We start from the raw sequence: 24,977 nt of genomic DNA, 5'->3' as shown, positions 1-24,977 counted from the left end.
TTTCCCACACGATTTGACAAAGAACCAAAAAGATTGAGAGCTGCTAGAAACAACTTTCAATCTTTTTAAATTTAAAGCACCATTCATTATTGCTCAGTCATCATAGTTCAGAGCGAATACCTTGTGTTGCTTTAACTAGGTTTTCTAAACTAGCTTTGACTTCTGCTACTCCACGAGTTTTGAGTCCACAGTCTGGATTTATCCAGAGTTTTTCTACTGGCACTTTTGTAAGGATACGTCGAATGACGTCTTGAATTTCTCCAACAGAAGGGATACGCGGGCTGTGAATATCGTAAACACCAGGGCCATTTTGTGTCCTGAAACCATTGGCTTGAAGTGCGTCGAGGATCGATAAATCACTACGGCTAGCCTCAAAAGAGATAACATCTGCATCCATGGCATCAATAGCTGAGATGATGTCGGTAAATTCCGAATAACACATATGAGTATGAATTTGCGTTTCAGGCGCAACTTTGGCATGGACCAGACGAAAGGCTGGAATCGCCCAATCAAGATATTCACTATGCCAATCGGTTTGGCGCAAAGGTAACTTTTCTCGAAGTGCCGCTTCATCTATTTGGATGATTTTGATGCCATTTTGCTCTAAATCAAGTACTTCTTCTTGAATCGCTAAGGCTATCTGTAAGGTTGAGACTTTGAGTGAAATGTCTTCTCGTGGAAATGACCAATTGAGAATGGTCACTGGACCTGTTAACATACCTTTGAGCGTTTTATCTGTCAAACTTTGAGCATAGACTGCATCTTCTACTGTGAGAGATTGAATGCGAGCAATGTCTCCCCAAACAATCGGTGGTTTCACACAACGGGTACCGTAAGACTGAACCCAGGCATTTTTTGTAAAGATATAGCCGTCAAGTTTTTCTCCGAAATATTCAACCATATCATTGCGCTCAAACTCACCATGAACTAAAATATCAAAACCAACTTGCTCTTGCCATTTTATCCAGTCTTTAGTTTTTTCTTGATTAAAGGTGTCGTACTCAGCTTTTGATATTTCACCTCGTTTGAAATTTAAACGATTTTTACGAACATCTGCTGTTTGTGGAAAAGAGCCGATGGTAGTTGTTGGTAATTTCGGGAGTTGAAAAATGGCTTTTTGAACGTTTTCTCGCTCTGAAAAATCTGGGGTTCTGGTGAAGTCAGCATCTCCTAGAGCAGCTACTTTCGATTGAACGGCTCGATTGCCTTGGTAGCGTTTCGCTGCGAATAATACTTGATTTGCTGTTAAACTATCCTCTTGACCATGGCAGAAAATGTCATTTAAGTCTTTTAACTCTAGCAATTTTTCTTCTGCGAATGCAAAATGGCGTAAAATATCCTGGGACAACTCAGATTCAGCGTTCACGGTATAGGGGACATGCTGCAGACTACATGATGTCCCAATAACGACTGATGCTTTGGGCAATGTCGCCAGGATATCGAGCGTTTTCTGATAATCATTTCGCCAGATATTTTTACCATTCACAACTCCTGCGAATAACTTTTTATCTGTCGGAAAGCCATGTGTCGCTATCAGTTCAGCTGTCTTTCTACCTTCGACAAAATCAAGTCCAATGCCATCAACATCAAGCTGAATTAAGTCAGTATAAATATCGCGCACGTCACCAAAATAGGTTTGGAGCAGAATTTTGACCGTCTGTTTTTGAGGTAATAAGTCAGCATAAATGGCTTTAAACAAGCTAATGTCTTCAGTTGTGAGGTCAAACACAAGCGCTGGCTCATCTAGCTGGAGCCATTCGACTTTTTCTGTCACAAGCTGTGATAAAATCTCAGCATAAGCCCTAACCAACTCATTCTGCACATCAGAAATTTGCGTTTGACCTGTGAAACGAATCAATTTCAAAAGTGTGAAAGGCCCGATTAAAACTGGTTTTGTCGTAATGCCAAGCGCTAATGCTTCACGATACTCCGACAATAATTTCGTCAAATCAAGTTGAATTGTCGTCCCATCATCAAACTCAGGGACCATGTAATGATAGTTAGTATTAAACCATTTTTTCATGGCTAACGCTTTAACATCTCCTACCTCAGATTGGTGCCCACGTGCTGCTGCAAAGTATTTTTCTAGTGGTGAAATAGCCAAGTTCTGATAACGCTTTGGAATAATGTTGAGTGCAAAAGCAGTATCTAATGTTGTATCATAAAAAGAAAAGTCATTGGATGCAATGAAATCAATACCCGCTGCTGCTTGTTTTTGCCAGTTTTCTTTGCGTTGCTCAGCAGCGACTGCTTGTAAACCCGCTTCTGATAATTCTTGTCTAAAAAATTTCTCGGTCGCAAATTTCAATTCACGATGAGCGCCAATCCGTGGATAGCCGATAATTGATGTTGTCATAGAAGTCCCCTTTAGGTTTTAGTTTTAATATGACTTATTTTAACACCTCGTGATATAGTTGTAAAATATATAAAAACAGCTATTTGTTATAGTTAATAGCTATATTAAAAACCTCTAGCTTAAGTTAGAGGTTTAATTGACCGTAAACGATTAATAATTTCAGCTATCCAGAACCCAATAACAATAGCACCAGCAATGATAACCAGAAGTTCAAAATTTTGTCCTGCTACCTCCCGATTACCAACAACTAAATTTCTAACCACTTGATAGGCTTGAGCTCCTGGTACTAAAGGAAAAATTCCTGGAATATTATAAATCAAAACGGGCACTTTTTGGGCGCGACTCATGCTTAAACTCATCACCCCAATGACCGTACTTGCTAGTAAGGTGCCTAGTACAATCCGCCAATTTTTATCTAAAAGATGCTGGGTCAAAACAAACACCAGCTCATAAATCAACCAAGCAGAGGCACCAACGATCCCCGCACGATTCAAAGTTTTTCTAGGAATATTGAGTATGAACCCAAAAGAAAAAACACTGATATAAGCCAAAATAGTTTGACCAACCAGATTTAGAAAAATAACCACGACGATTTCTCCTTCTAATCAGTAGAAAAATGACAGCAAGGCGATGCCTAAACCAACTGATGCTGCAGATAGCAAGGCTTCAATTATCCGTCCTTGTCCTGAAATAAAATTACCAGCCATGATTTCTCGAACAGCATTGGTTAGTGCAACACCAGGAACAAAAGGCATGACAGCACCAACAATCACAATATCTGGGTCAAATGGCGACTTAAAAAGATGCGAGCTCACTAGCATCATCAAAGAAATCAACACACTAGCAACAAATAATGCAAAATAGCGCATATTAAAGCGATTTCGAATCATCAAATAAATTGTATAAGCAAGACAACTCGTTATAGCAGTCAAAAAAAGATTAATTGGCGCTGCCGATTTTGTCAACATAACCATCAACGACACTGATACAGATGTCGCACCTAAAATTTGCAACCAAACTGGAAAAGTCGGAATGGTACGGTCAATTTGACTGAGGCAATCGTGCAGTTCTACTAAAGACATCTGGTGTGCTGTAAATTTTCGTGTCAAATCATTAACAGCCACGATTTTTTCCATATCCATGGTTTGAATGCGTGGTGGAATAGTACGCATTTGCGTCAAGCCTTGAGTTGGAAAACTGACTGTAATCGCATTTAAAAGCGCATAAACCTGCAACTTTTCAATACCAGCAGCTCGTCCAATCCGTAAGATGACATCTTCCACACGCGTAATTTCAGACCCATTAGCCATCAGAATTTCACCCGCTAAAAGACAGGCATCCATCAGAAGATGCGCTTCTGAAATATGTGGTGCCAAGGCCTCATCGTTTAATTTCGTCGTTATACTATCCATCATAAGTAGCTTATCCCCAGTAAAATTTTCAAGAAAAAGCACGTTGAATAACGTGCTTAAATCACGACACAAAATGTCGTATTAGAATCGACAACGATTGAGTTCGATGCCCTCCTGTTCATCAAGCATTGGCTAATAAACAGCTTAAATCGCCAATTCAAATGCCAATTGTGGTTTAACAGGCTCATAATCGACCAATTCAAAATCTTCAGCCTTGATATCAAAGAAATTCGTCCCGTCAGGAACATTTAATTTGAGTATTGGATTTTTATCAGAAGGGGTTCGTGATAATAATGCTTTCGCATTATCAAACTGATTATCATAAATATGCAAATTATTGACAAAATAGAAGAATTTACCAACTTGCCAGCCGAAATGTTTAGCAATCATCATCTGCAAAGCCACATATTGCATGGCATTAATATGGTGAGCAACTAACATATCATTGCTACGTTGTGTCAGCGTCGCATCTAAGAGCATGTCATCCCCAACACGACGCACATCAAACATGGTCATGAAAGCACATGGCAACAACCCTTCCGATGCCTCAAAATCATCGTATTGCCAGAGATTAATGATATTTCGACGATTCCAAGGATTTTTAGCCAAACCATCCAGCAACTTTGTGATAATATCGTGTTTTTTAACCGTCGCGCCATAGCGCAATCCGATATTACCAGAATCGCCAACTTCCCACTCATGCCAGTACTTCACACCGTATTTATCTTCGAGAACATCAAGATCACTCGTCTGCTCCTGATAAATCCAAAGCAGCTCTTTAATCGCTGACTTAATAGCAATCGGTCGCAGAGTCGTAATCGGAAATTCACCCTTACTCAAGTCATACTCGGCGAAAGCACCCGTGATATACTTAGAGTTTGCGGTCTTGCCATCCTTATACTTAGGCCGTGCGTTCTCGCTCCAGACACCATTTTCTAAAATGTTGTTGATGTTATCAATAAAAATTTTATCTGCTTTTCTCATAGGCTTATTTTATCATTTTTGACTGCTGATTGCGAATTTCTGATTTTTCAAGTAAATAAGTGTCCTCACCAATCAAACGACCTCTTGCATTTTTGATATTTTCTTTTCTAGTCAGGAATTTAAAACCTAATCTTTTGAGAAGAGAAACCGAAGCTGTATTTTCTTGATCCACCTCTGCCAAAACAAGGCTTAGCTTTGTTTGTGTGAAAACAAGCTGAATGAGCGCACTGACAGCCTCTGTGGCATAGCCCTTATGCCAATAATTCTGATTAAACGTATAACCAATATAGGCGTCAGCGTTTTCTCCCAGCCGAATACTCACACTCCCAATGATTTTAGCATCCTTTTGTGGTAAACACCATATTTTCCAAAAGGGATAGACAGATGCCATTTGACTAACATCTCCTCACTCTCTTCAATACTTTGATGAGCTGGATAATCATACTTTAAAGCCGCATCATCACTCGTCAATTCGTGGTAATCGCTTAAATCTGCCAGCGTCAAAGGTCGCAATACCACGCGCTCCAAATCTAAAGTGCGAGTTTTGGCAAGCGACAATATCTCTACCGTTTCATCCATTATCTTATCCGTTGATAAAGTCATTTTTCTCTTCTAATTTTTTCTAGCGACCAGCCACGTGCCAGCTCGTCAACGACCTTATCTAACAAGCGAATTTTCTTCATCAGCGGATCCTGAATCTCTTGCACCTTGACCCCACAGATGCTACCGGTAATGGTGGCAGACTTAGGGTTCAGTATACACGCTTGAAAAAATTCTGGAAATGTTGCCTCTGATACGATAAAATTCGCCAAAGTTTCTTGGTCAAGACCCGTCAGCCATAGTATGACTTGGTCAAGCTCATCTTGCGAGCGATTTTTTCTTTCGACTTTCGCTAGGTATAAGGGATAGACCGAAGAAAATGTCATCTTTAAAATTCTAGGATTGGTTGTCATTTAAAACTCCGATAAGTATTCATAACGTTCATACTTGGCTAATAAATCTGCATTTTTGTCATCTAATCTTGCTTGTAAGTCACCTAGTTTTGTGAAGTCTGCACCATTTTCAGTCATCTCGGTTTCAATGCTTGCGATATCGGCTTCTAACGTAGCAATGTCATCTTCTATGGTTGCCCATTCTTGTTTCTCGGCATACGACATCCGGCGTTTTTCGACACTTTTCTCTTTAACGACTGGCTTGATTTCAGACTTTGCGATATTTTTTTCGTCTTTTAGCTTATCAGCCAAATAATCTGAGTAAAGTTTGTGAACTTCGGTAACCGTTCCCTTGTCAAACACCAGTAATTTTTTAGCAACTTTATCCAAGAAATAGCGATCATGGCTGACGGTGATAACAACGCCTTGATAATGCTGGATGAAATTTTCAAGGACGGTTAAAGTTGCGATATCGAGATCATTTGTCGGCTCATCTAACAGCAAAACGTTAGGCTGTTGAAGTAAGATTTTCAGTAGATATAAGCGTTTTTTCTCACCACCTGATAATTTTTCAATCAAGGTGCCATGTGTGGTGCGTGGAAAAAGAAATTGTTCCAGTAAATTGACGACTGAAATCGACTCGCCAGACGATGTTTGGGCATTATCTGCCACTTCTTGTAAGAAATTAATCACACGTTTAGAGTCATCCAGTCCGCGAATTTGTTGCGAAAAATAGCCGATTTTAATCGTTTCACCAATCTCAACAAGACCTGAATCTGGCGCTAAATCACCACTGATGAGATTGAGTAAAGTAGACTTACCCGTTCCGTTATTACCAACGATACCGATTCTATCCGTATTTTGAACAAGTAGATTAAAATCTTTTAGAATCACCTTATCAGCATCATAGGCAAAGTTAACATGACTGAAATTGATCACTTTTTTGCCGATACGAGAAGTAGCGACATTGATTGATAAATCATCTGATGTCGTCACACTTTGAACCTCTTTTTTGATGTCCTCAAAACGGTCAATTCTCGCCTGTTGCTTGGTTGCCCGAGCTTGCGGTGACTTGCGAATCCAGGCCAATTCTTGTTTGTAGAGTTGTTTATTCTTATGCTGTTGGGCTGATTCACGTTCATCATTTTCAGCTTTTTGCTGCAAATAATCCTGGTAATTTCCCTGATATTCAATCAAATTGCCACTATCTAACTCAAAAATACGCGTTGCAAGATTGTCCAAGAAATACCGGTCATGTGTAATAAATAAAACGGTCTGACGCGAGTTTTTAAGATAATTTTCCAACCAAGCGATTGTATCAACATCTAAATGGTTGGTTGGTTCATCTAGGAGCAACAAGTCTGCCGGATTGAGCAAGGCTTGTGCTAACTGAACACGACGTTTTTGACCGCCAGATAGATTTTTTATCTGTGCTGTTAAATCTGGTAATTTTAATTTTGATAAAACTGTTTTGACTTGATTTTCAACCTCCCATGCTTCTATCGCAGTCATCTGTGCTTCAATTTTGCTGAGATTTTCTTGCAATTTGACATTCGTCGCATCTTGCGTCAGCTCTATTAAAGCCTGTTCATAGCGCTTTATGGCTTGCATTTGTGGTAACTCATCCGATAAAATCGCATCCATAATAGAAAGTTCGCCGTCAAACTGTGGATCCTGTGTCAAGTATTCAATTTTAAAATCATTACGGCCAAAAAACGGTGAATGATCACCGTCAAAGCCTAACTTTCCTGAAATCACATCCAGTAATGTTGTCTTACCTGTGCCATTCACCCCAATTAGGCCAATCCTATCCAAAGGATGAATGATAAAACTAAGCTGTGAAAAAACCGTTTTATCGCCAACAGATTTAGTTAAATTTTCGACACGAAAATCAGTCATTGTCGCCATGATTACTCCTTCTGAGATTTCAATTTGTGACATCTTATACTATTTCTCTTTAAAATGTTAAGCACTTTTCAGTATTAAATTTTGTCAAGACAAGGCAATATTTTGAAGGCATAACAGTGTTATGTCGAAAATATTAATGATGGATTGATGAAATTTAATCTAAAAATTTAGCATTTTTAAAGAAAAGTAGTATTAAAACTTGACCTACACTGATGCGCCGTCCAAGTGAGTCATTTGTGAAATTTAAGTTCGCCTAGTGTCTTTTTGACATAATCAAAAATATGCTGTGGTGTATTTTGCAGGTGTCCTTTGACAATTTCAAGCTCGATTTGGTGGAACAATTGACCAATTTGTGGGCCTGGTTGGATACCAAATTCTGTCATGATTTGACCTGCTGGTACTGCAATTTCTTTCTTATTTCTGATTTGCAATTGCGCATCAAGTGCTGAGATTTGCTCAAAATTCGTCTCTAGATTTTGCGCAGCAAACATTTCTTCGACTAAAGTCAGACTTGATTTTCCAAGATTATAAAGGTCCTCGGGTGAAAAATCACCTTTCAAGCGCTTGTCATAGGCCGTCAAAAATTTTGATACAGCGGTGGAGAATTCTCGCGAGACTTTCCATTTTTTGAGTAGAAATTTTCCATCAGAATAGCCAAGTTGATGAGCGAGGTAGCCCCAAGCTTGGACTGCGGTTGTAAATTTAAAATCTGAGGAAAGTGTTAGTAGGTTGCCTAAGGCAGTTCTATCCGAAAATCCCGGCAGATAAGGATAGGCTTCTATCGCTAATAGTTCACGAAAGCCTTTTTGCCAGAAATCTGCGATTAATAATTTATCGAGTTCAATAAAAATGCGCTCAATCGATATTTTTGACAAGAGGTGAGCATGTTCTTTCATTGACGCAAAAGTTGTACTTTCTAGGTCGAAATTCAAAATAGCTGCAAATCGTAACCCACGCATAATTCGTAAAGCATCTTCGTTAAACCGTTCGGTCGGGTTACCGACTGCACGAAGAATTCGGGCCTCTAAGTCTGCCAAACCACCGTAAAGATCAATCACTTCGCCATCATCTGCTAGGGCAAAGGCGTTGATAGTAAAATCACGGCGCAATAAGTCCTCTGAAAGTTTTCGAACAAAATTAACATGAGACGGTCTACGATAATCGACATAGACATCTTCTGTCCGAAAAGTCGTGACTTCATACTCGCCACCTTTTTCCAAGACCAAAACTGTCCCATGTTCAATACCGATATCAATTGTATGCTCAAAAATTTGCTTGGTTTCAGCGGGATGAGCTGAAGTGGCAATGTCCACATCATGAATACGACGATTCAGTAAAACATCTCGCACGCTGCCTCCAACAAAGTAAGCCTCATAGCCAGAATTTCTGATTTTTTGCAAAATCGGCAGAGCTTTTACAAACTCCGCCGGCATTTTTTCTACTCTCATAAAAGATGTTCTAATCCATAAACTAATGTGTCGATGTTGACAACTTTCTTAATCCCTAAATTAACGCCTCCCATAAATGAAACGCGATCATAGGAATCATGACGTAAGGTCAAGCCCTCTCCGTTGGCACCGAAGATAACTTCTTGGTGGGCTACAAGACCTGGCAAGCGAACAGAGTGAATGCGCATCCCATCAAATTCTGCACCTCGTGCACCTGGTATACTCTCAACCTCATCAACTGCCCCTTGTTTTTTATAAGTTCGGGTCTCTTTGATAAGTTCTGCTGTTTTAATAGCTGTACCAGATGGCGCATCTTTCTTCTTATCATGGTGTAACTCAATAATTTCAACATCTGGAAAATATTGCGCTGCTTTTCTAGCAAATTCCATGACTAAAATTGCGCCAATCGCAAAGTTAGGGGCAATTAACCCACCGACTTTTTGAGATTTTGATAGTGCAATTAATTCTGCAATTTGTGCTTCTGTAAATCCTGTTGTCCCAACAACTGGGCAAATCTTGTTTTCTAACGCAAATTTTGTATTATCGTAAGCCACGTCTGGGATAGTAAAATCAACCCAAACATCAGCTGCTACACGTAATACATCTGCTTTATCATTAAAAACAGGTACACCTGCTACTTCTTTTTCAGTAGCAAATGGATCAAGTAGGGCTGCTAATTCAAGTTTAGGATCATTGTTGACCATTTCAACTGCGGTTGACCCCATGCGACCTTTAAAACCAGAAATAATTACTTTAATCATTTATTTTAATTTCGGACTAATACCAAATCCGAGTGCTCCTTCCCCTAAGTGCGTCCCAATAACTGCGCCAAATGTCGCAATAGAAACATCAAACCCTTTACTGGTCAGTTCCTCTGCAACATCGTGTGCTTTTTCAGGTATATTTGAATGAATCACGTAAACTTTATAATCTCTATCTTTGGTATTTTCAGCCAAGATTTTATAGAGCCGTTTAAAGGCTTTCTTACTTGTCCTAATTTTCTCATAGACAACAATTTTTCCCTCTTCGTCAAAACGTAAAATTGGTTTGATATTCAAGAGATTGCCAATCATGGCAGCACTATTTGATAATCGACCGCCTTTAACCAAATGATCTAAATCATCTACAATGATAAATGCTGTTGTTTGATTAATCATTTCAGTTAATTCAGAAGTGATAAAATCAAATGGTGCATTGGTTTTAATCATGTTATAGGTCATTTCGACCATATAGCCTAATGGTGCTGACGTGATTAGAGTATCTGGGAAAAATAAGGTCAAATCTGGAAATTCATCTTTTAGATATTGAATATTTTGCCAAAATCCTGAAATACCTGACGATAGAAATAGACCAATGACGTGTGTATAGCCGTCAGCCTGTAATTTTTCAAGTTGTGAAACCAAATCACTGATGCTAGGCTGACTTGTTTTAGGTAGTGCTTCAGTTGCTGCCATCTTGTCATAAAAGGCTTGGGCAGTCAAATTCTTGCCTTCAATGTAAGTCTCACCAGCGATAAAAACAGGGACATCCAACACAAAAACGTTGGCTTTCTCCTTAATCTCATCCCTTAGATAAGCTGAGCTATCTGTAATAATTGCGGTTTTCATATGACTTCAAAATTCCAAACTAATGCCTGGTTCGTCCAAGGCAATTTCTGTTACCTCATAAGTTAAACGTTTGAGCAAATCAAATAAAGGAGCTGCTAATTCTTGCATCTTTTCTTGATCTAATTGCTCTCTATTTTCAATCACTAAATCACGAATATAGCTAAGTTGACTGATATGACCTGAAACCACAAGGTTCTCAAGAACGATAATGAATGTCAACGCACCACTAATCGCTGTATCAGATTCACTAATCCCTTCAACATTCTCCACTAATTGAAACTGAACATTTAAGTTCGTTTCAGGTGTCCCATTTTCTTTTTCCCACTCTAAATTTCTGGCGTCATAGTGAAACTGGTGGACAAATTCTTGTTCGCGTTCAATCTTCATTTTTAAAGTTCTCCCATGTTTGGATAAGGACATCAGCTTTTAACTCGTTGTCGAAAAAAATACCTGCCTCATCAAATAAAATTGTTTTAACACCTGCGTTTTGCCCTGCTAGAATATCTAGCGGGCGATCGCCAACCATAGCAGTTTGACTGCGGTCTAGCTTATATTTCTCAATTAAATAATTCAAAGCCTCAGGATTGGGCTTTCTTGCCAAATGATTGTCACTGGTAATCACTTCTGTAAATAAGGCTGCTAAATCACCCAAATACTCGTAAGTCTTATCATCCCGATGACTGACAACAAAATTTTGCCCACCTTTATTGACAATGTCGGCTAAAATAGCCGGTATTTCTGGATAAAATTTGACATCTGTCTGGAGTTTCGTTTCGAGATCATGATAATCGTCACTAAATTCTGGGGTCGCATAGTCTAAAGTAAATTTGCGAATTGAGTATTTTTTGATAAAGTAAGCCAGATCACCATCGTATTGAATGACATGCTTGACAATGGTTTGCTGCAGAGCATCTATCATGACTGGATAGGTATCAAACAAGGTCCCATCAAAATCCCAAATATAATTTTTAATCTTCATCTATTGTACCACAGACTCGGCTTCTAATCCTTTTAGAATCTCAGTTTCCTCGGCGTTTGGCTCGTATTTCTCAAGCAAATCAGGCCGTAGACGCAAGGTTTTCGCTAAACTTTCGCGCAGACGCCACTTTCGAATATTTTCGTGATGCCCACTCATGAGTACTTCGGGTACTTTTAGCCCCCGAAAATCCTCGGGCCGAGTGTACTGCGGATATTCGAGGAGACCTGATGAAAAACTATCATCCTCATGGCTGGCTTTTTTGCCAAGTACATCTGGAATTAAGCGAACGGTAGCATCAATCATGACAGCAGCAGCAACTTCTCCCCCTGTCAAGACATAGTCACCAAGAGAAACTTCATCCGTTACCAATGTTTTAATTCGCTCGTCAAATCCTTCATAATGCCCACAGAGAAAAACGATTTGCTCTTCTGTCGCCAATTCTTCCGCAAAAGCCTGGTCAAATTTACGACCAGCCGGATCCATCATGAGGACTCGGGCATTATCGTGTGGAAATGACGCCATAGTGTCAAAAATTGGTTGTGGCATGAGTAGCATGCCCTGACCGCCACCATAAGGCATATCATCCACATGTTTTTGCGTGTTAGTTGCGAAATCTCTAAAATTATGGAAGTTAACTTCAATTTTTTCTGATTGTCGTGCACGGCCGACAATCGAATGTTCCAGACTGGAAAACATCTCTGGAAAGAGCGTTAAAATATCAATCCGCATCTTAGTCATCCAATCCTTCTGGTATCTCAACTGTGACTTGATTTTCAGCAATATCGACAGATAAAATCACGTCGTCAATAAAGGGTAAAAGTAAATCTTTTTTACCTTGACGCTTGATGACCCAGACGTCATTTGCTCCTGGCTGTAGAATTTCAACCACGCTTCCGATTTTCGTATCATTTTCAAAAACATCTAAACCGATAATATCATCATAGTAAAATTCATCGTCGCTCTCTAATGCTGCTCGATTTTCAGCTGCTACTTTGAGGGAAAAATCACGAAATTTTTCAACATCGTTGATACTATAAAGACCGTCAAATTTGACAATATCAAAATTCTTTTGTTTACGGTGTGTTTTGACTTTTAAGGTTCTGACGAACTTGTCAGCCTTGTCAAACAAAGCCAACTCAGCATTCTTTTGATAACGTTCATCTGAAAAATCTGTTACCGAAATAATGCGTACTTCACCTTGCAAACCTTGTGTGTTAACAATCGTTCCTACTTTGTAATAATCCATTCTTACATTATACCACAGACCGCCTATCAGTCCAAGACTCGAGCGTCTAAAACAATCTCAGTTCATAAAAAAAAACGCTGAAATCAGCGCTTAATTATTTTTCGACGAGTAGACGAATTTTTTTACCTTCAACAGGTACAGAATAAACAATCGTTCTGATAGCTTGAATAATCCTACCTTGCTTACCGATAATTCGTCCCATATCTTGTTCTGCGACATGGAGGTGAAATTCAATAAACTCTTCGCCGTCTACAATGTCAATACGAACAAGGTCAGGTTCAGTAGTCAATGGCTTAACAATCGTCAATACCAACTCTTGTACATCTAAATCCATAATGGTCTCTTTCGTTTAGTCAAAGTTTATACTCAAAAGTAACTATGCTACTCAAAGCTAAATTTATCAAAAAAGCGACCAAAAATAGTCGCTTCTCACAAATATAATACTTGCTTATTTTGAAGCGTATTTTGCTTCGTGGAATTTTTTCATAACGCCAGCTTTTGACAAGATGTTTTTAACCGTGTCAGAAGGTTGTGCGCCATTGCCAAGCCACTCAAGAATGCGTTCTTCTTTTAAAGTTACTTGATTTTCATCAGCGATCAATGGGTTGTATGTCCCAACTGTTTCGATGAAACGACCATCACGTGGTGCACGTGAATCAGCAACGTTAATACGGTAGTAAGGTTTTTTCTTTGAACCCATGCGAGTCAAACGAATTTTTACAGACATGATATTTCTCTTTTCTTTTTTGTTTACATTTATTATTATAGCAGATTTTTTTATGGTGTCAAGTTTTTTTCTTGACAGATATTAATTCGACTTTTTTCAACTTTGAAATACCTGGAATTGTCAACATCATCACCAAGCTAAAAATGTAGATAAAAGACAAGAAAACAACAACAATCATCAAAGAATATTTATCTAGTAAAAACCCGATAATTACTGAAGAAAAGCCACCAACGGCACGACCAATATTCATGATAAAATTATTAGCTGTCGCACGGATTTCTGTTGGATACAAGCTAGAGATAATCGCGCCATACCCACCATACATCCCATTGATAAAATATCCGACAACAACTGCTGCTGCAATCAAAGTCATTCTACTGTTGGCAAGTATTAAAAGATAAACCGAAGCTGCGGAACAGATAAGAAAAATAGTGTAGGAAAATCTAGCACCTAATTTATCCATAACTGTCCCGAAAGTCATCATCCCAACAGACATCCCCAGAATGGTACTAACCATCCATAGAGAAGAACCCGCTATATTAAGGTTAAGTTGATCTTGCATAATCTTTGGTAACCAGTTCATGAGACCAAAATAGCCAGCAATTTGAACCATGACCATCAAACTGAGACCAATCGTTTGCCATGACGTTTTACCATCCTTGAATAGCAAGCCAAGATGGCCACGGTCGGCACGATCTGTTGCTTGAAAACTTTCAGGTTCTTTGATATCTTTTCGAATCCATAAAACCATCAAGACTGGAAATAACCCAATCACATAAAGCATTTTCCAACCAAATGCTGGAATGATTAATGACGCTAAAACAGCTGCTAAAATCGCACCGATTTGCCCACCAATCGCAACAATTGATGTTGCCTTACCTAATTTTTCTTTAGGTGTTGATTCTGATACCAAGGACATACAAGCACCATATTCACCACCCGCACCAATTCCTGCAATAAATCTAAACAGGTAAACAAGATAAATATTTGAAGCGAAAAACATGAGAGCTGATGCGACTGAAAAAATAATGACAGTGTAAGAAAAAACTTTGACACGACCAATTTTATCGGCCAACAGACCAAAAACAATGCCACCTAAAAGCATCCCGAAATTAGTAATCGTGCCAATCCATCCTGCCTGTGTACCTGAGATACCAAAAGTCGCAATAATTGATGCCATTGAAAATGACAAAAACATGATATCCATATTTTCTAAGCCAATCCCTGCCGCAGCAGAAATTAAAACTTTTCTTTGTGAGTTCGAGTTGTCCATTTTGTTTTGCTACTCTCCTTGTAAGTAAGATAGTGAATCAATTTCTTTGAGACCAATGAAAATAAAAATTTGCCATAATGCGAAAATAGTTATTCTCCTAGTCACAAAAAGCCATAACTCAGTTATTTAATTGTTAATAAAAATGAAATAAACTGATAATCAGTTAAAAAATACACCGTATAATTCTAACATGATGCTTGCTTTTTTTCAACATGAAAATTGCAGAAAATAGTTTTTTGACTGAAATGTTAGAAAATAAAATCAAAAAAAAAAAAAACAATTCTACAATTAGAATTGCTTTTCAACATTCAACTTAAATACTATCGCCATTCCAAATGGAATTTTTAACGATAACGTAATCTACTTTAGTTAGACTTTCGAGGTCACGGCCACCTGCGTAAGAAATTGAGCTCTGCAGGTCTTGTTGCATTTCAGTCAGAGTATCTTGAAGGGCTCCTTTATGCGGAACCAAAATTTTCTTACCTTCAACGTTTTTCTTTTCACCTTTTTGGTACTCAGAGGCAGAACCAAAATATTCTTTGAAAAGTTCGCCATCTTTGGTGATAGTTTGACCTGGACTTTCTTCATGACCTGCAAAGAGCGAGCCAATCATGACAAGCGTTGCACCAAAGCGGACTGATTTGGCAATGTCGCCATGCGTGCGAATGCCACCGTCAGCAATGATTGGTTTACGTGCAGCCTTAGCACACCAACGTAGCGCTGCTAGCTGCCAACCGCCAGTCCCAAAACCAGTTTTAACTTTGGTAATGCAGACTTTCCCTGGTCCGATGCCAACCTTTGTCGCATCTGCACCCGCATTTTCAAGCTCACGAACCGCCTCCGGTGTACCGACATTGCCTGCAATGACAAAGGTTTCTGGAATTACTTCTTTGATATACTGAATCATCCGAATGACGCTATCAGAATGCCCATGCGCAATGTCAATCGTGATAAATTCTGGTACAGCATTTTCAGCTTTGAGGGCATCAATAAAAGCATATTCATAGTCCTTAACACCGACAGAAATCGAGGCAATCAAGTCTTGTGCTTGCATTTTTTTGACAAAAGGAATCCGAGCAGCTTCATCAAATCGATGCATGACATAGAAATAACCATTTTTAGCAAGATATTCGGCGACATCTTCGTCAATAATCGTCTGCATATTCGCAGGAACGACTGGCATTTTAAAAGTGTATCCACCTAGGCTGACTGATGTGTCAGCCTCACTACGGCTATTGATGATACACTTGTTAGGCACAAGTTGGATGTCCTCATAGTCAAAAACAGGTAAATTATTCATAGTTATACTCTCCAAATATTAGTCTACTCAGCTGATTTTTTCATCTGAGTTAGCTTATTTGCAGATACCGACCGAGTTTAACAGATTATATATTCATTTAACTATCTAAAGCATACAAGTACACTTAAACGAATACATCTGTTCAACTTCACTATTGTGACAGAAGATATTGGAAAATCGTTTTGACTTAATATCATTTGTTTCTCCAAACATTTTTCTCTGCTCGTCACAACTTCCATTATTTATTATAAAACACTTTGAAAGAGACTTTCAAAGTGTTTGTATGATTTAGAAAATATTTTATTGGAATGTTCGGATTCTATAGCATTGGACCGATAAGTCTGGCAATCCCCTCTTTAAATCTGATAAAAGTCGAACGTTCTTCGTAACGTGCCATTGTCAATTGCCGACTGACTTTCAGGTCTTCAAAGAAGTCATGACGTAGACGTTGTGAAAACTCACGGTCATAAATAATCATATTGCCTTCGAAATCTAAACTAAAACTACGATAATCAAAGTTAGCAGAGCCTACTGATGCAAAGTTGCCATCAATAATAATCGTCTTAGCATGCACAAATCCATTTTCATAGGTGTAAACTTCTGCACCGTAACGCACTAGACTTGCACTATAATAGTAAGTCGCCCAGTAAACAAAAGGATGGTCGGGTTTGTTCGGAATCATCACTCTAACTTTAACACCACTTAAAAGTGCAAGTTTCAGTGCCTCATGAATGGAATCATCAGGGATATAGTAAGGTGTTTGAATGATAATTTCATCTTCTGCCCCATTAATCATTTTAAGATATGCCATCTTAATTTGTTCACGCTTGGTGTCTGGACCACTTGAGACAAATTGGGACGTGATATGTCCTGAAGCATCTGTTTTTGGAAAATAGGCTGATGAATTGGCAATTTCATATTGGTGTTGGCTATTCCAATCCATGATAAACCGATTTTGTAGGGAATAGACAATATCCCCTTTCACGCGCAAATGGTTATCCCGCCAGTAGCCAAATTTTTTGGTGATACTGACATATTCATCTCCAACATTAAAGCCACCAGTATACCCAACTTGCCCATCAATGACGACAATTTTACGATGCAACCGATAGTTGGTCCGTGGGTTAATCAGTGGCAAAATCAGTGGAAAGAAATAAACGACTTCTCCACCTACTGCGGTCAACTCTTTAAAATGGCGCATTTTCGTGCCGTTTGAACCCCATGCATCAATCAGAACTCGAACTTCTACACCACGGTTTCTCGCTGCGATGAGTGCTTGTGTTAATTCCTTGCCCAAATTATCCATACGAAAAATATAGTATTCGACATGGACATGGTGCTGGGCTTTTTCAATGTCAGCAATCAGGGCATCGAATTTCTCTCTACCATCAGTAAAAAGTTTCACATCTGTATTCATGGAGACAATTGATTCTTCTGAAATAAACAGCATATGTAACAATTGACCTATGACATAATTATCTGTTAATTTAGTTAAAAAACGGTCTTTCGAATAGGCTGCTTTCGCCTGTTTTATTTCTTCCGCAAAGCCATGCCTCGGTTGTTTTTCCAACTTAAAAATTCGATAACTTGAAATGCCTCTACCGATTAGAATATATAAAATAAAGCCAACAATGGGTAATAAGTTGATAACAAAAAGCCAAGACCAAGTGGATGCCGTACTTTTTCTTTCACGAAAAATAATAATTAATGAGAGGAGGACATTAGTAAAGAACACAACTGTACTAAAATGTGTTCGGACCACGGACAAGATTGTTTCTAAAAAAGCATTCATACTAGTATTTTAACATAATTTTTAACAAAAATTCTTTAAGAATTATTTCAGGGCATTTAAAAAACCATGAAAAGAACTTAAATCATAGAGATGCTGATTACATGCATCTGAATCTAGGCGGATATAATTCCCTTTTTGGTATAAGTGCCATCACCACTCGATTTAGTCGTTGCTAAAAATAGACTGATGGTTGTCATTTCTTGACAAATGGCACATAAGCCTTTGATTGCATTGGCACCAAATTCACCGAAAGTACCTTGAAGTTTATCATGTTCATCGTAAAATAAGATGAATTTACGTCCCTGACCTGGATCATGCTAGGCGACATAGGTATTTTCTCGTAAGTCTAAGCTCGACCAATTGGGAATACCGTAGTGTGATTTGTAAATCACTGCTATCTTTTTCATAAACTGTTCTTCTTTTTTAAAAGTTAAAAACGCATATGATTAATAAGTATAGTATAATGTATCTATGATCAAAACACAGGATGGGCTGCGCAAGCCCTCAATTTTTGAGGTATTCTACTATTTTGTCCTCTCGCTTTTGCTAAATGCGATTGGCAATGGGCTCACGGTCGCAGCTAACATGGGATCAAGTATGTGGACGGCATCAGCTGCTAATATCGCACTGGATTTTAATTTTTCCATTTCTTGGGTGCTTATCATTTATGGTACTTCTCAGATTTTAATTAACATTGCCCTGACACGACGCTTTGACGCCCCTCGTATCTTAGGTAATATTATCTTTATCAGTTTATTTGGCCCATTTGTTGGGATTTTTAAGCAATTTTTCCTGACTTTAGGTATTCCCAATCTCCCCTTGCCGCTCATCATTATCTTTGATCTTTTTGGGATTTGTCTGATTGCAGTTGCGATTTCAATTTATCAACGGCTTAACTTGATTTTACATCCCGGTGATGAAATGACTAATATCCTCAGATTTCAATATTTCAAAGGCAATGCCAAGATCGCCCAGTGGGTTAACTTTTCAATTCCTGCCCTTATCATGATTATCCTCACCATCATTTTTCGCCAGATTACCGCTGTTAATATTGGCACCGTATTTGCCTTGTTTTTCCAGGGGACAGTGCTAGGCTATGCCGACATCTATATTTTCCCTAAATTAACACACAGACTTTAAAAATCTGTATTTTTTTTGTCTAAAATGGTATCTGACTTAATTCAGCAGCAACATTTTTCGGGTGACTAGCCCTCATAATCGCTGAAACCACAGCTATACCAGCAATTCCCGTACCGATTAATTGATGACGATTCGCCTTCGAAATCCCGCCTATTGCGACAACAGGTAACTGAACCGTCTCAGTAATCGCCATCAAAGTTTCTCGTGTTGTCTCTTGCGTGATGACTTTTGTAGTAGTTGGAAACATAGCGCCGACTCCTAAATAATCAGCACCTCCTGCTTGTGCAGCTAATGCTTGTGCTACTGTCTTAGCAGAAATACCAATCAGCTTGTCTGACCCTAAAAGATGCCTAGCTACTGCGACTGGTAAATCACTCTGACCTAGATGAACGCCACTAGCATTCACCGCCAAAGCGATGTCTAAACGGTCATTGATTAAAAAGGGGATATGATACCTATCCGTCACTGCTTTAACCTGTAAAGCTAACTCGTAAAACGCTCGACTTGACAGTTCTTTTTCACGTAATTGAACACAAGAGACACCACCTAAAATAGCTTGCTCGATTTTCGTCAAAAAATCTTGGTCACTTAAATTGCCCCGATCAGTCACTAAATATAGGCTTAATTCACTTTTATTCATGGCAGTTCTTCTTTCTATACATCACAATATCCTGAGGTATTTGACTCTCAAAACACACTAATTTTTCCCTTATCTGATTGGGGTTTAAATTGCCAAGATAGTCAAATAAACTCGCCTTAAAACTACCTAGACCAACTGAGTTCTTGTCAGCATATTCACTAGCAATCGTCAGAAGTCCCACTGCTTTAACCACAGCATCTACCGTTTCTAAATCAGTAACTTGACTTAGAAAATAACCTAGTATGCCGGACAATAAACACCCCGTTCCAGTTACTTGTGTTAATTTCTCTGATCCGTTTTTTAGACAAATGAAACCCCTAAAATCAACAATCACATCAATTTCCCCTGTTAGAAGGAGGGTACAACTATGCGACTGACAAAAGCTTCTCATCTTCATCAGCTGCTCTATCGTCAAATGGTTATCTCCTGTATCCACACCATTTGCCTGCGTTGTAAACGCCAACAAGGCTAAAATTTCAGACACATTACCTTTAACGAGCTGTGGCGAAAACATTGTGATAAAGTCATGCGCAAACCTTCTACGAAGAGAACTCACTGCTATACCTGTTAAATCAAGGACTATCGGTAATCTTTTTTCTAAGGCGACTTGACCTGATAAACGTATCGCTTGCATCCGATAATCAGTAATATTTCCAAGATTAACAACTAAGGCTGCTGCTTTGGCTGTGATGTCCTGAACTTCGGCATGATGCTCTGCCATAATCGGACTCCCACCGATTGCCAAAATTGCGTTCGCACAATCCGTCATGACAATCGGGTGCGTGATATAGTGAATGAGTGGTTTTTTAATCATTTTTTCGTCCCAAACCATTTATCAATTGAGCTAAAATACCATTTTTCTGCATGGCATAAAGCATGACACCTGCAAGTGTGCCGCCATGGTACTAGCAATACAAAATGACGGCACATAAAACAACCACGTGAGGTCACTTTTACCATATAAAAGCGTCATGACAGGATACGATACTATTGAACCGATAAGGCCAGTTCCGATGATTTCACCTAGAACAGCTGCCCAGATTTTACCCGTTTTAGCATAGAAAATGCCGGATAGAAAAGCACCAAAAACAGCTCCAGTTAAGGCAAGCGGCGGAATCCCCATCAGTGACATCCGAATTACCCCGATTGCTACCGCACAAGCTAGTGAATACCACGGTCCTAGAAAGACGGCACACGTCACATTCACCAAATGTTGCATCGGTGCAAATCCCTCCACTCGGAGTAAAGGTGAAATCACGACACCGACTGCGACCATCATCGCCAAAAAAACTAAGCGATTTAAAAATTTTCCGTTTGTCATTTCAGTTCCCTTTTTGTCTCTCATAATTTTCGAAAACACCAGTTTGCATCTCATAAGACATCTCCCAAAAGAGATACTCAAATTCTAAACTGGATTTAAAAATCGCCTGAATTTCTTGATAATCCTGCTCAGATTTATCTTGCATCAAGGCCTCTAACTTTGCAAGCAACCATTGTGCTGACTGGGCAAAATCATCAGACGCATATTTTTCTAGCCAGACTCGATAAGGGTTATTAGCTAGCTCATGGTTATAGGCTTTGACCAAGCGTTGGGAAAATTCGGCATAAGTCCAAGCACACGGTAGCACTGTAGCAATGATTTTAGTAAGTTGACCACTTTGTGCAGTGGTTAACATATTGGCTGCATAAGCGCGATTAAACAAGGTTGGTTGAACTTTTTCTGCCGCTTCTGCTGAAATATCAAATGCCGCCATATAGTTTCTGTGTGTCTCGAGTTCTGAGTCTAAAATATCAGACTGTATCGTCGTAAAATAGCGCATACTTAATTCATCATCCGCATGTATCGCAGCATAAGCCATGAGACGTACATAATCAAGGAGGTAGAGATAATCTTGTAGGAGATAGAATTTAAATTTTTCTTGCGGTAGCCTACCCTGACCGAGTTCTTGGACGAATGGATGCTGGTATGTTGTTTCCCATAAGCTAGCAACGGAATTTTTGAGTTTTCGAGCAATCATGATGACACGCCTTTCTTTTTTTGAACCAAATCATGAAAATGATGCGTTGGACCATTTCCTTGACCAAGAGGTAAGGCGTGGGCAATCGCTTGAGTCACATACGCTTTAGCCAGTTTAACAGCATCAGCCATGGGATATCCCAGCGCTAGATTACTGGCAATTGCTGAAGATAGGGTGCAACCTGTCCCATGCGTGTTTTTGGTCTGTATTCGTGATGTCGTCAACTGATAAAACTTGTGACCATCATAAAAGACATCTGTTGCATCTCCTTTGGCATGCCCACCTTTGATGAGCACTGCTTGGCATCCCATCTCATGTATATTCATCGCCGCAACTTTCATATCGCCAATATTTGAAATCATCATTCCCGCAATTTCCTCAGCCTCCGGTATATTAGGTGTGACAAGCGTTGCAAGAGGAACAACGACTTTAATCAGCGTCTCAATCGCATCGAGTGACATGAGCGGACTCCCATTTTTGGCATACATGACAGGGTCGATCACGACATTTTGTGGTTGCCAAATTTTGAGACTCTCAGCGACTGCGGTCATCGTTTCTATTGTGTTAAGCATCCCGATTTTAACCGCATCGGGATAAATATCCTCAAACACATCCCTGATTTGCTTGTCAATCATGTCAGGACTTACATCCATAATCCCACTAACACGATAAGTGTTTTCAGCCACAATCGCTGTGATAACAGACATACCATAGACACCATGTGCCGAAAATGTTTTTAAATCAGCCTGAATGCCTGCACCACCGCTACAGTCAGAACCTGCAATTGTCAATGCTTTTTGCGTCATTTCCATAAAAAAACCTCTCCTTTTCATCACAAGGAGAGGTTGATAGCATTGTTAGCGCGATAGTAAAATAGAGTAGATAATGCTGTGTTCCCAGATTGGGTGTTAGTCTTAAATACCTAACACTTCTGATACCTATCTATTTTCTTATCAATCAAAACATATCAATCACATCCCTCCGCTCGTTCTAACGAGTTCAGGTTCAAAGAGTCCAGAGCAAGTGCTCAATCTCAGCCAAAAACGGCTCCCCTTGTGATAAATTATTTAATTAAATGTGTTACCTATGGTCATTATATCATATTTATCTTAATTTTCATCTAAAAATATACTCAGGTACCTAAAAAAAAGGAAACACAACTTTTGAGCTGATTTTTGTCAGTTTTAGGCAATAAGTTGAAAGCGTATTGGGGTATGGTAAGACTTATTAATGACAAAATGGCGAAAATCATCCAAAGGTGTTTTCATTTTTTAAGTATTTGAGTATAATAGTTTTTGTTAAAATACTGCTTTTTAAGATAAATCACATGTTGCACTAAAAGATAAGCCTTTGAGCGGACAAAGTTCGCGAATGTCCTCGCTTGGCCGCAGCGTCAGCGTAGGTCAAGTTTCAAGATTTTACGAAGTAAAATCTCAGAAAGGAGAAAATCATGACATCAGAAACACTTTTTAACCTCATCATGACAACAGGACAAGAAAATCCAGCCATTCTCATGATTGGCAGTGAGGGATCACGCAATGACCCAACTGTCAAGCCAGACCAATATCAAGATTATGACATGACCTACTTTGTTTCAGATGCTGACTTCCCAGCATTTGAGCAGTTTGAGCGCAGTCACTTTGGCGAACTCATGATTCAGCAGATTTTACCTGAAAAAAATCGCTGGTGCTGGCTCATGCAATTCATGGATGGTAACCGCCTCGACTTGAAAATTCAGCCAATCTCCTCAGTGCCCGCCTACTTGGCAGAAGATACCCTGAACACAATCCTCCTTGATAAAACAGGTGTTTGTACCAACCTCCCCGCCACAACCGACCAAACTCACTGGGTACAGCAGCCCACTCAGATTGAATTTAACGACTGCGTCATAGAATTTTTCTGGGTCAGCACCTATGTGCTCAAAGGTATCCTGCGGGGCGAACTGCTCTATGCTAACTACTTTTTTGAGACAATTGTTCGTGAGGAGCTTTACCGCCTGTTGAGTTGGCGGGTCGGAAAGGACACAGACTTCTCTCTATCAGTGGGTAAGGCACACAAGCGACTCCCTGATTACTTTGATGGTCTTGAACGCTTATATGATTTGTCAGATTTGACTCGGACTGGGCTTGCTTTATCTACTGCCCTTCATCTGGCGACTGAGCTCCTACCAAGCCTAAGTCATGATTTACAACTGACTTATGATACAGAAGCCGTCAATCAAACAACTGACTACATTTTACAAAAATTATAAAAAAGCCTCAATCGGCTTTTTATTGTACCTCTAAAAATTGCTTTTAAAACAAACTTAAGCATTTTTTCGATTATCAAGGATACCGACAAATTTGGGCAAATCTGAATTTTTAGAGGTGCCCTTTATTGTTCTTTCACATAGACGTTAACGATTTCGGCGATATACATATCATGGTAGTCTTTGTCTGGATAGTGCTCGGCAATCGTAGCATCAAGAAATTTCTCGGGGTCAATAGACGTTTGATAACATTTTTTCATAACAAAAATCATCTCTGCCTCTTCAAATCCTACGGTGTTTTCTAACAAATAGGGGGTGAGACCAGCAGTTGCAATTTTATCTTCATCGCGACCGCTTGTTTGACCGATATAGGTCAATGCTTTGCGAAAATCGCGACCAAAAAAGCTGAGTGTAAACATATCGTTATCATCCACAAATAGTTTCGTGTAGCGCTGTGGACGGATATAGACCGTTGCGACGTTGCGGTTCCAGAGAAAGCCCAAACCTCCCCAACTAGCAGTCATGGTATTACAATTATCAACTGTACCAGCCGTAATCAGTAGCCACTCCTTGCCGATTTTAGTAAAAGGATTCATGTCAAGTGTGTTAATGTGGACTGTCTTAAATGTCATATAGAAGCTCCTTTTCTTGATGACTCAATTCGTTCTAAAAAATCACACACTTGTCGGCGATTTTTTAAAGTAATGAGTTGGACTTTTTCCGGACGTGATTCGAGTGCTGTCACGATAAACGATCACACTTTTTGATTAAACAATCAAACAAACTTTAAGCATTTCATATCGTCTTTATCAAACATTTTTTCTTAAAAATAGTCAGGTATACCTAGACGTGAGATTTTATCCTGACGAAATGGCGGCAAATGATAAATAGACAGCTGCAACTCTTGCGTCATTTCTCGTGATAAAACTGATTTACCAGCACCAGATACACCAATGATTTTCTTCAT

29 protein-coding genes and 1 riboswitch are annotated in these 24,977 nt (G+C 39.2%); of the genes, 2 read left to right on the top strand and 27 right to left on the bottom strand.

Annotated elements, in window-relative coordinates:
* Nucleotides 1-100: 100 nt before the first annotated feature.
* The 20 genes from metE to cls all read right to left on the bottom strand — a co-directional run bounded on the left by metE (nucleotide 101) and on the right by cls (nucleotide 17,964).
* Nucleotides 101-2,356, bottom strand: a complete 2,256-nt coding sequence (gene metE / locus RR45_RS04335; RefSeq protein ID WP_031365451.1) for a 5-methyltetrahydropteroyltriglutamate--homocysteine S-methyltransferase — start codon at nucleotides 2,354-2,356, stop codon at nucleotides 101-103.
* A gap of 119 nt (nucleotides 2,357-2,475) precedes the next feature.
* Nucleotides 2,476-2,943 (bottom strand): threonine/serine exporter family protein, encoded by a 468-nt coding sequence (locus RR45_RS04330; protein WP_031365450.1) that lies wholly within the window; start codon nucleotides 2,941-2,943, stop codon nucleotides 2,476-2,478.
* A gap of 18 nt (nucleotides 2,944-2,961) precedes the next feature.
* Nucleotides 2,962-3,771, bottom strand: coding sequence for a threonine/serine exporter family protein (locus RR45_RS04325; RefSeq protein ID WP_084463428.1), 810 nt, complete (start codon nucleotides 3,769-3,771; stop codon nucleotides 2,962-2,964).
* A 141-nt stretch (nucleotides 3,772-3,912) separates the two neighbouring features.
* Complete coding sequence (locus tag RR45_RS04320; RefSeq protein WP_031365448.1) at nucleotides 3,913-4,752, bottom strand: thymidylate synthase; 840 nt, start codon at nucleotides 4,750-4,752, stop codon at nucleotides 3,913-3,915.
* A 4-nt stretch (nucleotides 4,753-4,756) separates the two neighbouring features.
* Nucleotides 4,757-5,143, bottom strand: a complete 387-nt coding sequence (locus RR45_RS04315) for a GNAT family N-acetyltransferase (RefSeq protein ID WP_084463426.1) — start codon at nucleotides 5,141-5,143, stop codon at nucleotides 4,757-4,759.
* Nucleotides 5,071-5,355 (bottom strand): GNAT family N-acetyltransferase, encoded by a 285-nt coding sequence (locus RR45_RS11030; RefSeq protein ID WP_143188726.1) that lies wholly within the window; start codon nucleotides 5,353-5,355, stop codon nucleotides 5,071-5,073. Before RR45_RS11030 ends, RR45_RS04315 begins: the two co-directional genes overlap by 73 nt.
* Complete coding sequence (locus RR45_RS04310) at nucleotides 5,352-5,705, bottom strand: DUF2200 domain-containing protein (protein WP_031365447.1); 354 nt, start codon at nucleotides 5,703-5,705, stop codon at nucleotides 5,352-5,354. The genes RR45_RS11030 and RR45_RS04310 overlap by 4 nt, the downstream gene beginning before the upstream one ends.
* Complete coding sequence (locus RR45_RS04305) at nucleotides 5,706-7,583, bottom strand: ABC-F family ATP-binding cassette domain-containing protein (RefSeq protein ID WP_031365446.1); 1,878 nt, start codon at nucleotides 7,581-7,583, stop codon at nucleotides 5,706-5,708.
* 239 nt (nucleotides 7,584-7,822) lie between these two features.
* Complete coding sequence (locus RR45_RS04300) at nucleotides 7,823-9,040, bottom strand: CCA tRNA nucleotidyltransferase (protein ID WP_031365445.1); 1,218 nt, start codon at nucleotides 9,038-9,040, stop codon at nucleotides 7,823-7,825.
* On the bottom strand, nucleotides 9,037-9,801 hold the full coding sequence (gene dapB / locus RR45_RS04295) for a 4-hydroxy-tetrahydrodipicolinate reductase (RefSeq protein WP_031365444.1): 765 nt from the start codon (nucleotides 9,799-9,801) through the stop codon (nucleotides 9,037-9,039). The genes RR45_RS04300 and dapB overlap by 4 nt, the downstream gene beginning before the upstream one ends.
* A complete protein-coding gene (locus RR45_RS04290; RefSeq protein WP_031365443.1) occupies nucleotides 9,802-10,647 on the bottom strand; it encodes a DegV family protein in 846 nt (281 codons plus the stop codon).
* Nucleotides 10,648-10,653: 6 nt separating this feature from the next.
* A complete protein-coding gene (locus RR45_RS04285) occupies nucleotides 10,654-11,034 on the bottom strand; it encodes a DUF1149 family protein (protein ID WP_031365442.1) in 381 nt (126 codons plus the stop codon).
* Entirely contained in the window at nucleotides 11,024-11,626 is a 603-nt protein-coding gene (locus RR45_RS04280; RefSeq protein ID WP_031365441.1) for an HAD-IA family hydrolase, read from the bottom strand. The genes RR45_RS04285 and RR45_RS04280 overlap by 11 nt, the downstream gene beginning before the upstream one ends.
* On the bottom strand, nucleotides 11,627-12,355 hold the full coding sequence (trmD, locus tag RR45_RS04275; protein WP_031365440.1) for a tRNA (guanosine(37)-N1)-methyltransferase TrmD: 729 nt from the start codon (nucleotides 12,353-12,355) through the stop codon (nucleotides 11,627-11,629).
* Between the two features lies 1 nt (nucleotide 12,356).
* Nucleotides 12,357-12,872: a ribosome maturation factor RimM gene (rimM, locus tag RR45_RS04270; protein ID WP_031365439.1), complete on the bottom strand. Its 516-nt coding sequence runs from the start codon at nucleotides 12,870-12,872 to the stop codon at nucleotides 12,357-12,359.
* A 94-nt stretch (nucleotides 12,873-12,966) separates the two neighbouring features.
* Nucleotides 12,967-13,206, bottom strand: coding sequence for a KH domain-containing protein (locus RR45_RS04265; protein WP_031365438.1), 240 nt, complete (start codon nucleotides 13,204-13,206; stop codon nucleotides 12,967-12,969).
* A gap of 114 nt (nucleotides 13,207-13,320) precedes the next feature.
* A complete protein-coding gene (gene rpsP / locus RR45_RS04260) occupies nucleotides 13,321-13,599 on the bottom strand; it encodes a 30S ribosomal protein S16 (RefSeq protein ID WP_003137168.1) in 279 nt (92 codons plus the stop codon).
* 58 nt (nucleotides 13,600-13,657) lie between these two features.
* The gene (locus tag RR45_RS04255) at nucleotides 13,658-14,872 is read right to left on the bottom strand and encodes an MFS transporter (protein WP_031365437.1); all 1,215 of its coding nucleotides are present in this window, start codon (nucleotides 14,870-14,872) and stop codon (nucleotides 13,658-13,660) included.
* Nucleotides 14,873-15,185: 313 nt separating this feature from the next.
* On the bottom strand, nucleotides 15,186-16,172 hold the full coding sequence (gene guaC, locus RR45_RS04250; RefSeq protein WP_031365436.1) for a GMP reductase: 987 nt from the start codon (nucleotides 16,170-16,172) through the stop codon (nucleotides 15,186-15,188).
* A gap of 319 nt (nucleotides 16,173-16,491) precedes the next feature.
* Nucleotides 16,492-17,964: a cardiolipin synthase gene (cls, locus tag RR45_RS04245; protein ID WP_031365435.1), complete on the bottom strand. Its 1,473-nt coding sequence runs from the start codon at nucleotides 17,962-17,964 to the stop codon at nucleotides 16,492-16,494.
* Nucleotides 17,965-18,435: 471 nt separating this feature from the next.
* Between cls and RR45_RS04240 the strand changes: the two genes are divergently transcribed.
* Nucleotides 18,436-19,104 (top strand): DUF6198 family protein, encoded by a 669-nt coding sequence (locus tag RR45_RS04240; RefSeq protein WP_031365434.1) that lies wholly within the window; start codon nucleotides 18,436-18,438, stop codon nucleotides 19,102-19,104.
* Nucleotides 19,105-19,123: 19 nt separating this feature from the next.
* On the opposite strand, the gene thiE is transcribed toward RR45_RS04240, so the two are convergent.
* Genes thiE through thiD form a run of 5 tightly spaced genes read right to left on the bottom strand, consistent with a single transcriptional unit; the run spans nucleotide 19,124 to nucleotide 22,574 of the window.
* Entirely contained in the window at nucleotides 19,124-19,744 is a 621-nt protein-coding gene (gene thiE / locus RR45_RS04235; protein WP_031365433.1) for a thiamine phosphate synthase, read from the bottom strand.
* Nucleotides 19,737-20,558 (bottom strand): hydroxyethylthiazole kinase, encoded by an 822-nt coding sequence (gene thiM, locus RR45_RS04230; RefSeq protein WP_167362574.1) that lies wholly within the window; start codon nucleotides 20,556-20,558, stop codon nucleotides 19,737-19,739. Before thiM ends, thiE begins: the two co-directional genes overlap by 8 nt.
* Before the next feature lie 30 nt (nucleotides 20,559-20,588).
* Nucleotides 20,589-21,065: an energy coupling factor transporter S component ThiW gene (gene thiW / locus RR45_RS04225; RefSeq protein ID WP_244148288.1), complete on the bottom strand. Its 477-nt coding sequence runs from the start codon at nucleotides 21,063-21,065 to the stop codon at nucleotides 20,589-20,591.
* A gap of 1 nt (nucleotide 21,066) precedes the next feature.
* Nucleotides 21,067-21,762 (bottom strand): thiaminase II, encoded by a 696-nt coding sequence (gene tenA / locus RR45_RS04220; protein WP_072353510.1) that lies wholly within the window; start codon nucleotides 21,760-21,762, stop codon nucleotides 21,067-21,069.
* Nucleotides 21,759-22,574, bottom strand: coding sequence for a bifunctional hydroxymethylpyrimidine kinase/phosphomethylpyrimidine kinase (gene thiD / locus RR45_RS04215; RefSeq protein ID WP_031365430.1), 816 nt, complete (start codon nucleotides 22,572-22,574; stop codon nucleotides 21,759-21,761). The genes tenA and thiD overlap by 4 nt, the downstream gene beginning before the upstream one ends.
* A gap of 147 nt (nucleotides 22,575-22,721) precedes the next feature.
* Nucleotides 22,722-22,826, bottom strand: a riboswitch (TPP riboswitch).
* Between the two features lie 386 nt (nucleotides 22,827-23,212).
* Here thiD and RR45_RS04210 point away from each other — a divergent pair.
* Nucleotides 23,213-24,013, top strand: coding sequence for an aminoglycoside 6-adenylyltransferase (locus RR45_RS04210; protein WP_072353509.1), 801 nt, complete (start codon nucleotides 23,213-23,215; stop codon nucleotides 24,011-24,013).
* A 122-nt stretch (nucleotides 24,014-24,135) separates the two neighbouring features.
* Here RR45_RS04210 and RR45_RS04205 read toward each other — a convergent pair whose 3' ends face one another.
* Both RR45_RS04205 and RR45_RS11165 read right to left on the bottom strand, forming a co-directional pair.
* Entirely contained in the window at nucleotides 24,136-24,642 is a 507-nt protein-coding gene (locus tag RR45_RS04205; RefSeq protein ID WP_031365428.1) for a flavin reductase, read from the bottom strand.
* Nucleotides 24,643-24,833: 191 nt separating this feature from the next.
* Nucleotides 24,834-24,977: a hypothetical protein gene (locus RR45_RS11165; RefSeq protein WP_167362573.1), complete on the bottom strand. Its 144-nt coding sequence runs from the start codon at nucleotides 24,975-24,977 to the stop codon at nucleotides 24,834-24,836.

This window comes from Pseudolactococcus chungangensis CAU 28 = DSM 22330, assembly GCF_002441885.1.
Taxonomy (GTDB): Bacteria; Bacillota; Bacilli; order Lactobacillales; family Streptococcaceae; genus Pseudolactococcus; species Pseudolactococcus chungangensis.
This window is presented reverse-complemented; position numbering and strand designations above follow the sequence as displayed.

Bases quoted from the DNA above. Each gene is read 5' to 3' on its own strand.
- thiW (WP_244148288.1), bottom strand. From the start codon at position 21,065: ATGACAAACGGAAAATTTTTAAATCGCTTAGTTTTTTTGGCGATGATG.
- guaC (WP_031365436.1), bottom strand. From the start codon at position 16,172: ATGAATAATTTACCTGTTTTTGACTATGAGGACATCCAACTTGTGCCT.
- RR45_RS04315 (WP_084463426.1), bottom strand. From the start codon at position 5,143: ATGGCATCTGTCTATCCCTTTTGGAAAATATGGTGTTTACCACAAAAG.
- rpsP (WP_003137168.1), bottom strand. From the start codon at position 13,599: ATGTCTGTAAAAATTCGTTTGACTCGCATGGGTTCAAAGAAAAAACCT.
- tenA (WP_072353510.1), bottom strand. From the start codon at position 21,762: ATGATTGCTCGAAAACTCAAAAATTCCGTTGCTAGCTTATGGGAAACA.
- dapB (WP_031365444.1), bottom strand. From the start codon at position 9,801: ATGATTAAAGTAATTATTTCTGGTTTTAAAGGTCGCATGGGGTCAACC.
- RR45_RS04290 (WP_031365443.1), bottom strand. From the start codon at position 10,647: ATGAAAACCGCAATTATTACAGATAGCTCAGCTTATCTAAGGGATGAG.
- RR45_RS04320 (WP_031365448.1), bottom strand. From the start codon at position 4,752: ATGAGAAAAGCAGATAAAATTTTTATTGATAACATCAACAACATTTTA.
- cls (WP_031365435.1), bottom strand. From the start codon at position 17,964: ATGAATGCTTTTTTAGAAACAATCTTGTCCGTGGTCCGAACACATTTT.
- RR45_RS04255 (WP_031365437.1), bottom strand. From the start codon at position 14,872: ATGGACAACTCGAACTCACAAAGAAAAGTTTTAATTTCTGCTGCGGCA.
- thiD (WP_031365430.1), bottom strand. From the start codon at position 22,574: ATGGAAATGACGCAAAAAGCATTGACAATTGCAGGTTCTGACTGTAGC.
- trmD (WP_031365440.1), bottom strand. From the start codon at position 12,355: ATGCGGATTGATATTTTAACGCTCTTTCCAGAGATGTTTTCCAGTCTG.
- thiE (WP_031365433.1), bottom strand. From the start codon at position 19,744: ATGAATAAAAGTGAATTAAGCCTATATTTAGTGACTGATCGGGGCAAT.
- RR45_RS11165 (WP_167362573.1), bottom strand. From the start codon at position 24,977: ATGAAGAAAATCATTGGTGTATCTGGTGCTGGTAAATCAGTTTTATCA.
- metE (WP_031365451.1), bottom strand. From the start codon at position 2,356: ATGACAACATCAATTATCGGCTATCCACGGATTGGCGCTCATCGTGAA.
- RR45_RS04325 (WP_084463428.1), bottom strand. From the start codon at position 3,771: ATGATGGATAGTATAACGACGAAATTAAACGATGAGGCCTTGGCACCA.
- RR45_RS04265 (WP_031365438.1), bottom strand. From the start codon at position 13,206: ATGGATTTAGATGTACAAGAGTTGGTATTGACGATTGTTAAGCCATTG.
- rimM (WP_031365439.1), bottom strand. From the start codon at position 12,872: ATGGATTATTACAAAGTAGGAACGATTGTTAACACACAAGGTTTGCAA.
- RR45_RS04305 (WP_031365446.1), bottom strand. From the start codon at position 7,583: ATGACTGATTTTCGTGTCGAAAATTTAACTAAATCTGTTGGCGATAAA.
- RR45_RS04240 (WP_031365434.1), top strand. From the start codon at position 18,436: ATGATCAAAACACAGGATGGGCTGCGCAAGCCCTCAATTTTTGAGGTA.
- RR45_RS04300 (WP_031365445.1), bottom strand. From the start codon at position 9,040: ATGAGAGTAGAAAAAATGCCGGCGGAGTTTGTAAAAGCTCTGCCGATT.
- RR45_RS04310 (WP_031365447.1), bottom strand. From the start codon at position 5,705: ATGACAACCAATCCTAGAATTTTAAAGATGACATTTTCTTCGGTCTAT.
- RR45_RS11030 (WP_143188726.1), bottom strand. From the start codon at position 5,355: ATGACTTTATCAACGGATAAGATAATGGATGAAACGGTAGAGATATTG.
- RR45_RS04205 (WP_031365428.1), bottom strand. From the start codon at position 24,642: ATGACATTTAAGACAGTCCACATTAACACACTTGACATGAATCCTTTT.
- thiM (WP_167362574.1), bottom strand. From the start codon at position 20,558: ATGATTAAAAAACCACTCATTCACTATATCACGCACCCGATTGTCATG.
- RR45_RS04280 (WP_031365441.1), bottom strand. From the start codon at position 11,626: ATGAAGATTAAAAATTATATTTGGGATTTTGATGGGACCTTGTTTGAT.
- RR45_RS04210 (WP_072353509.1), top strand. From the start codon at position 23,213: ATGACATCAGAAACACTTTTTAACCTCATCATGACAACAGGACAAGAA.
- RR45_RS04285 (WP_031365442.1), bottom strand. From the start codon at position 11,034: ATGAAGATTGAACGCGAACAAGAATTTGTCCACCAGTTTCACTATGAC.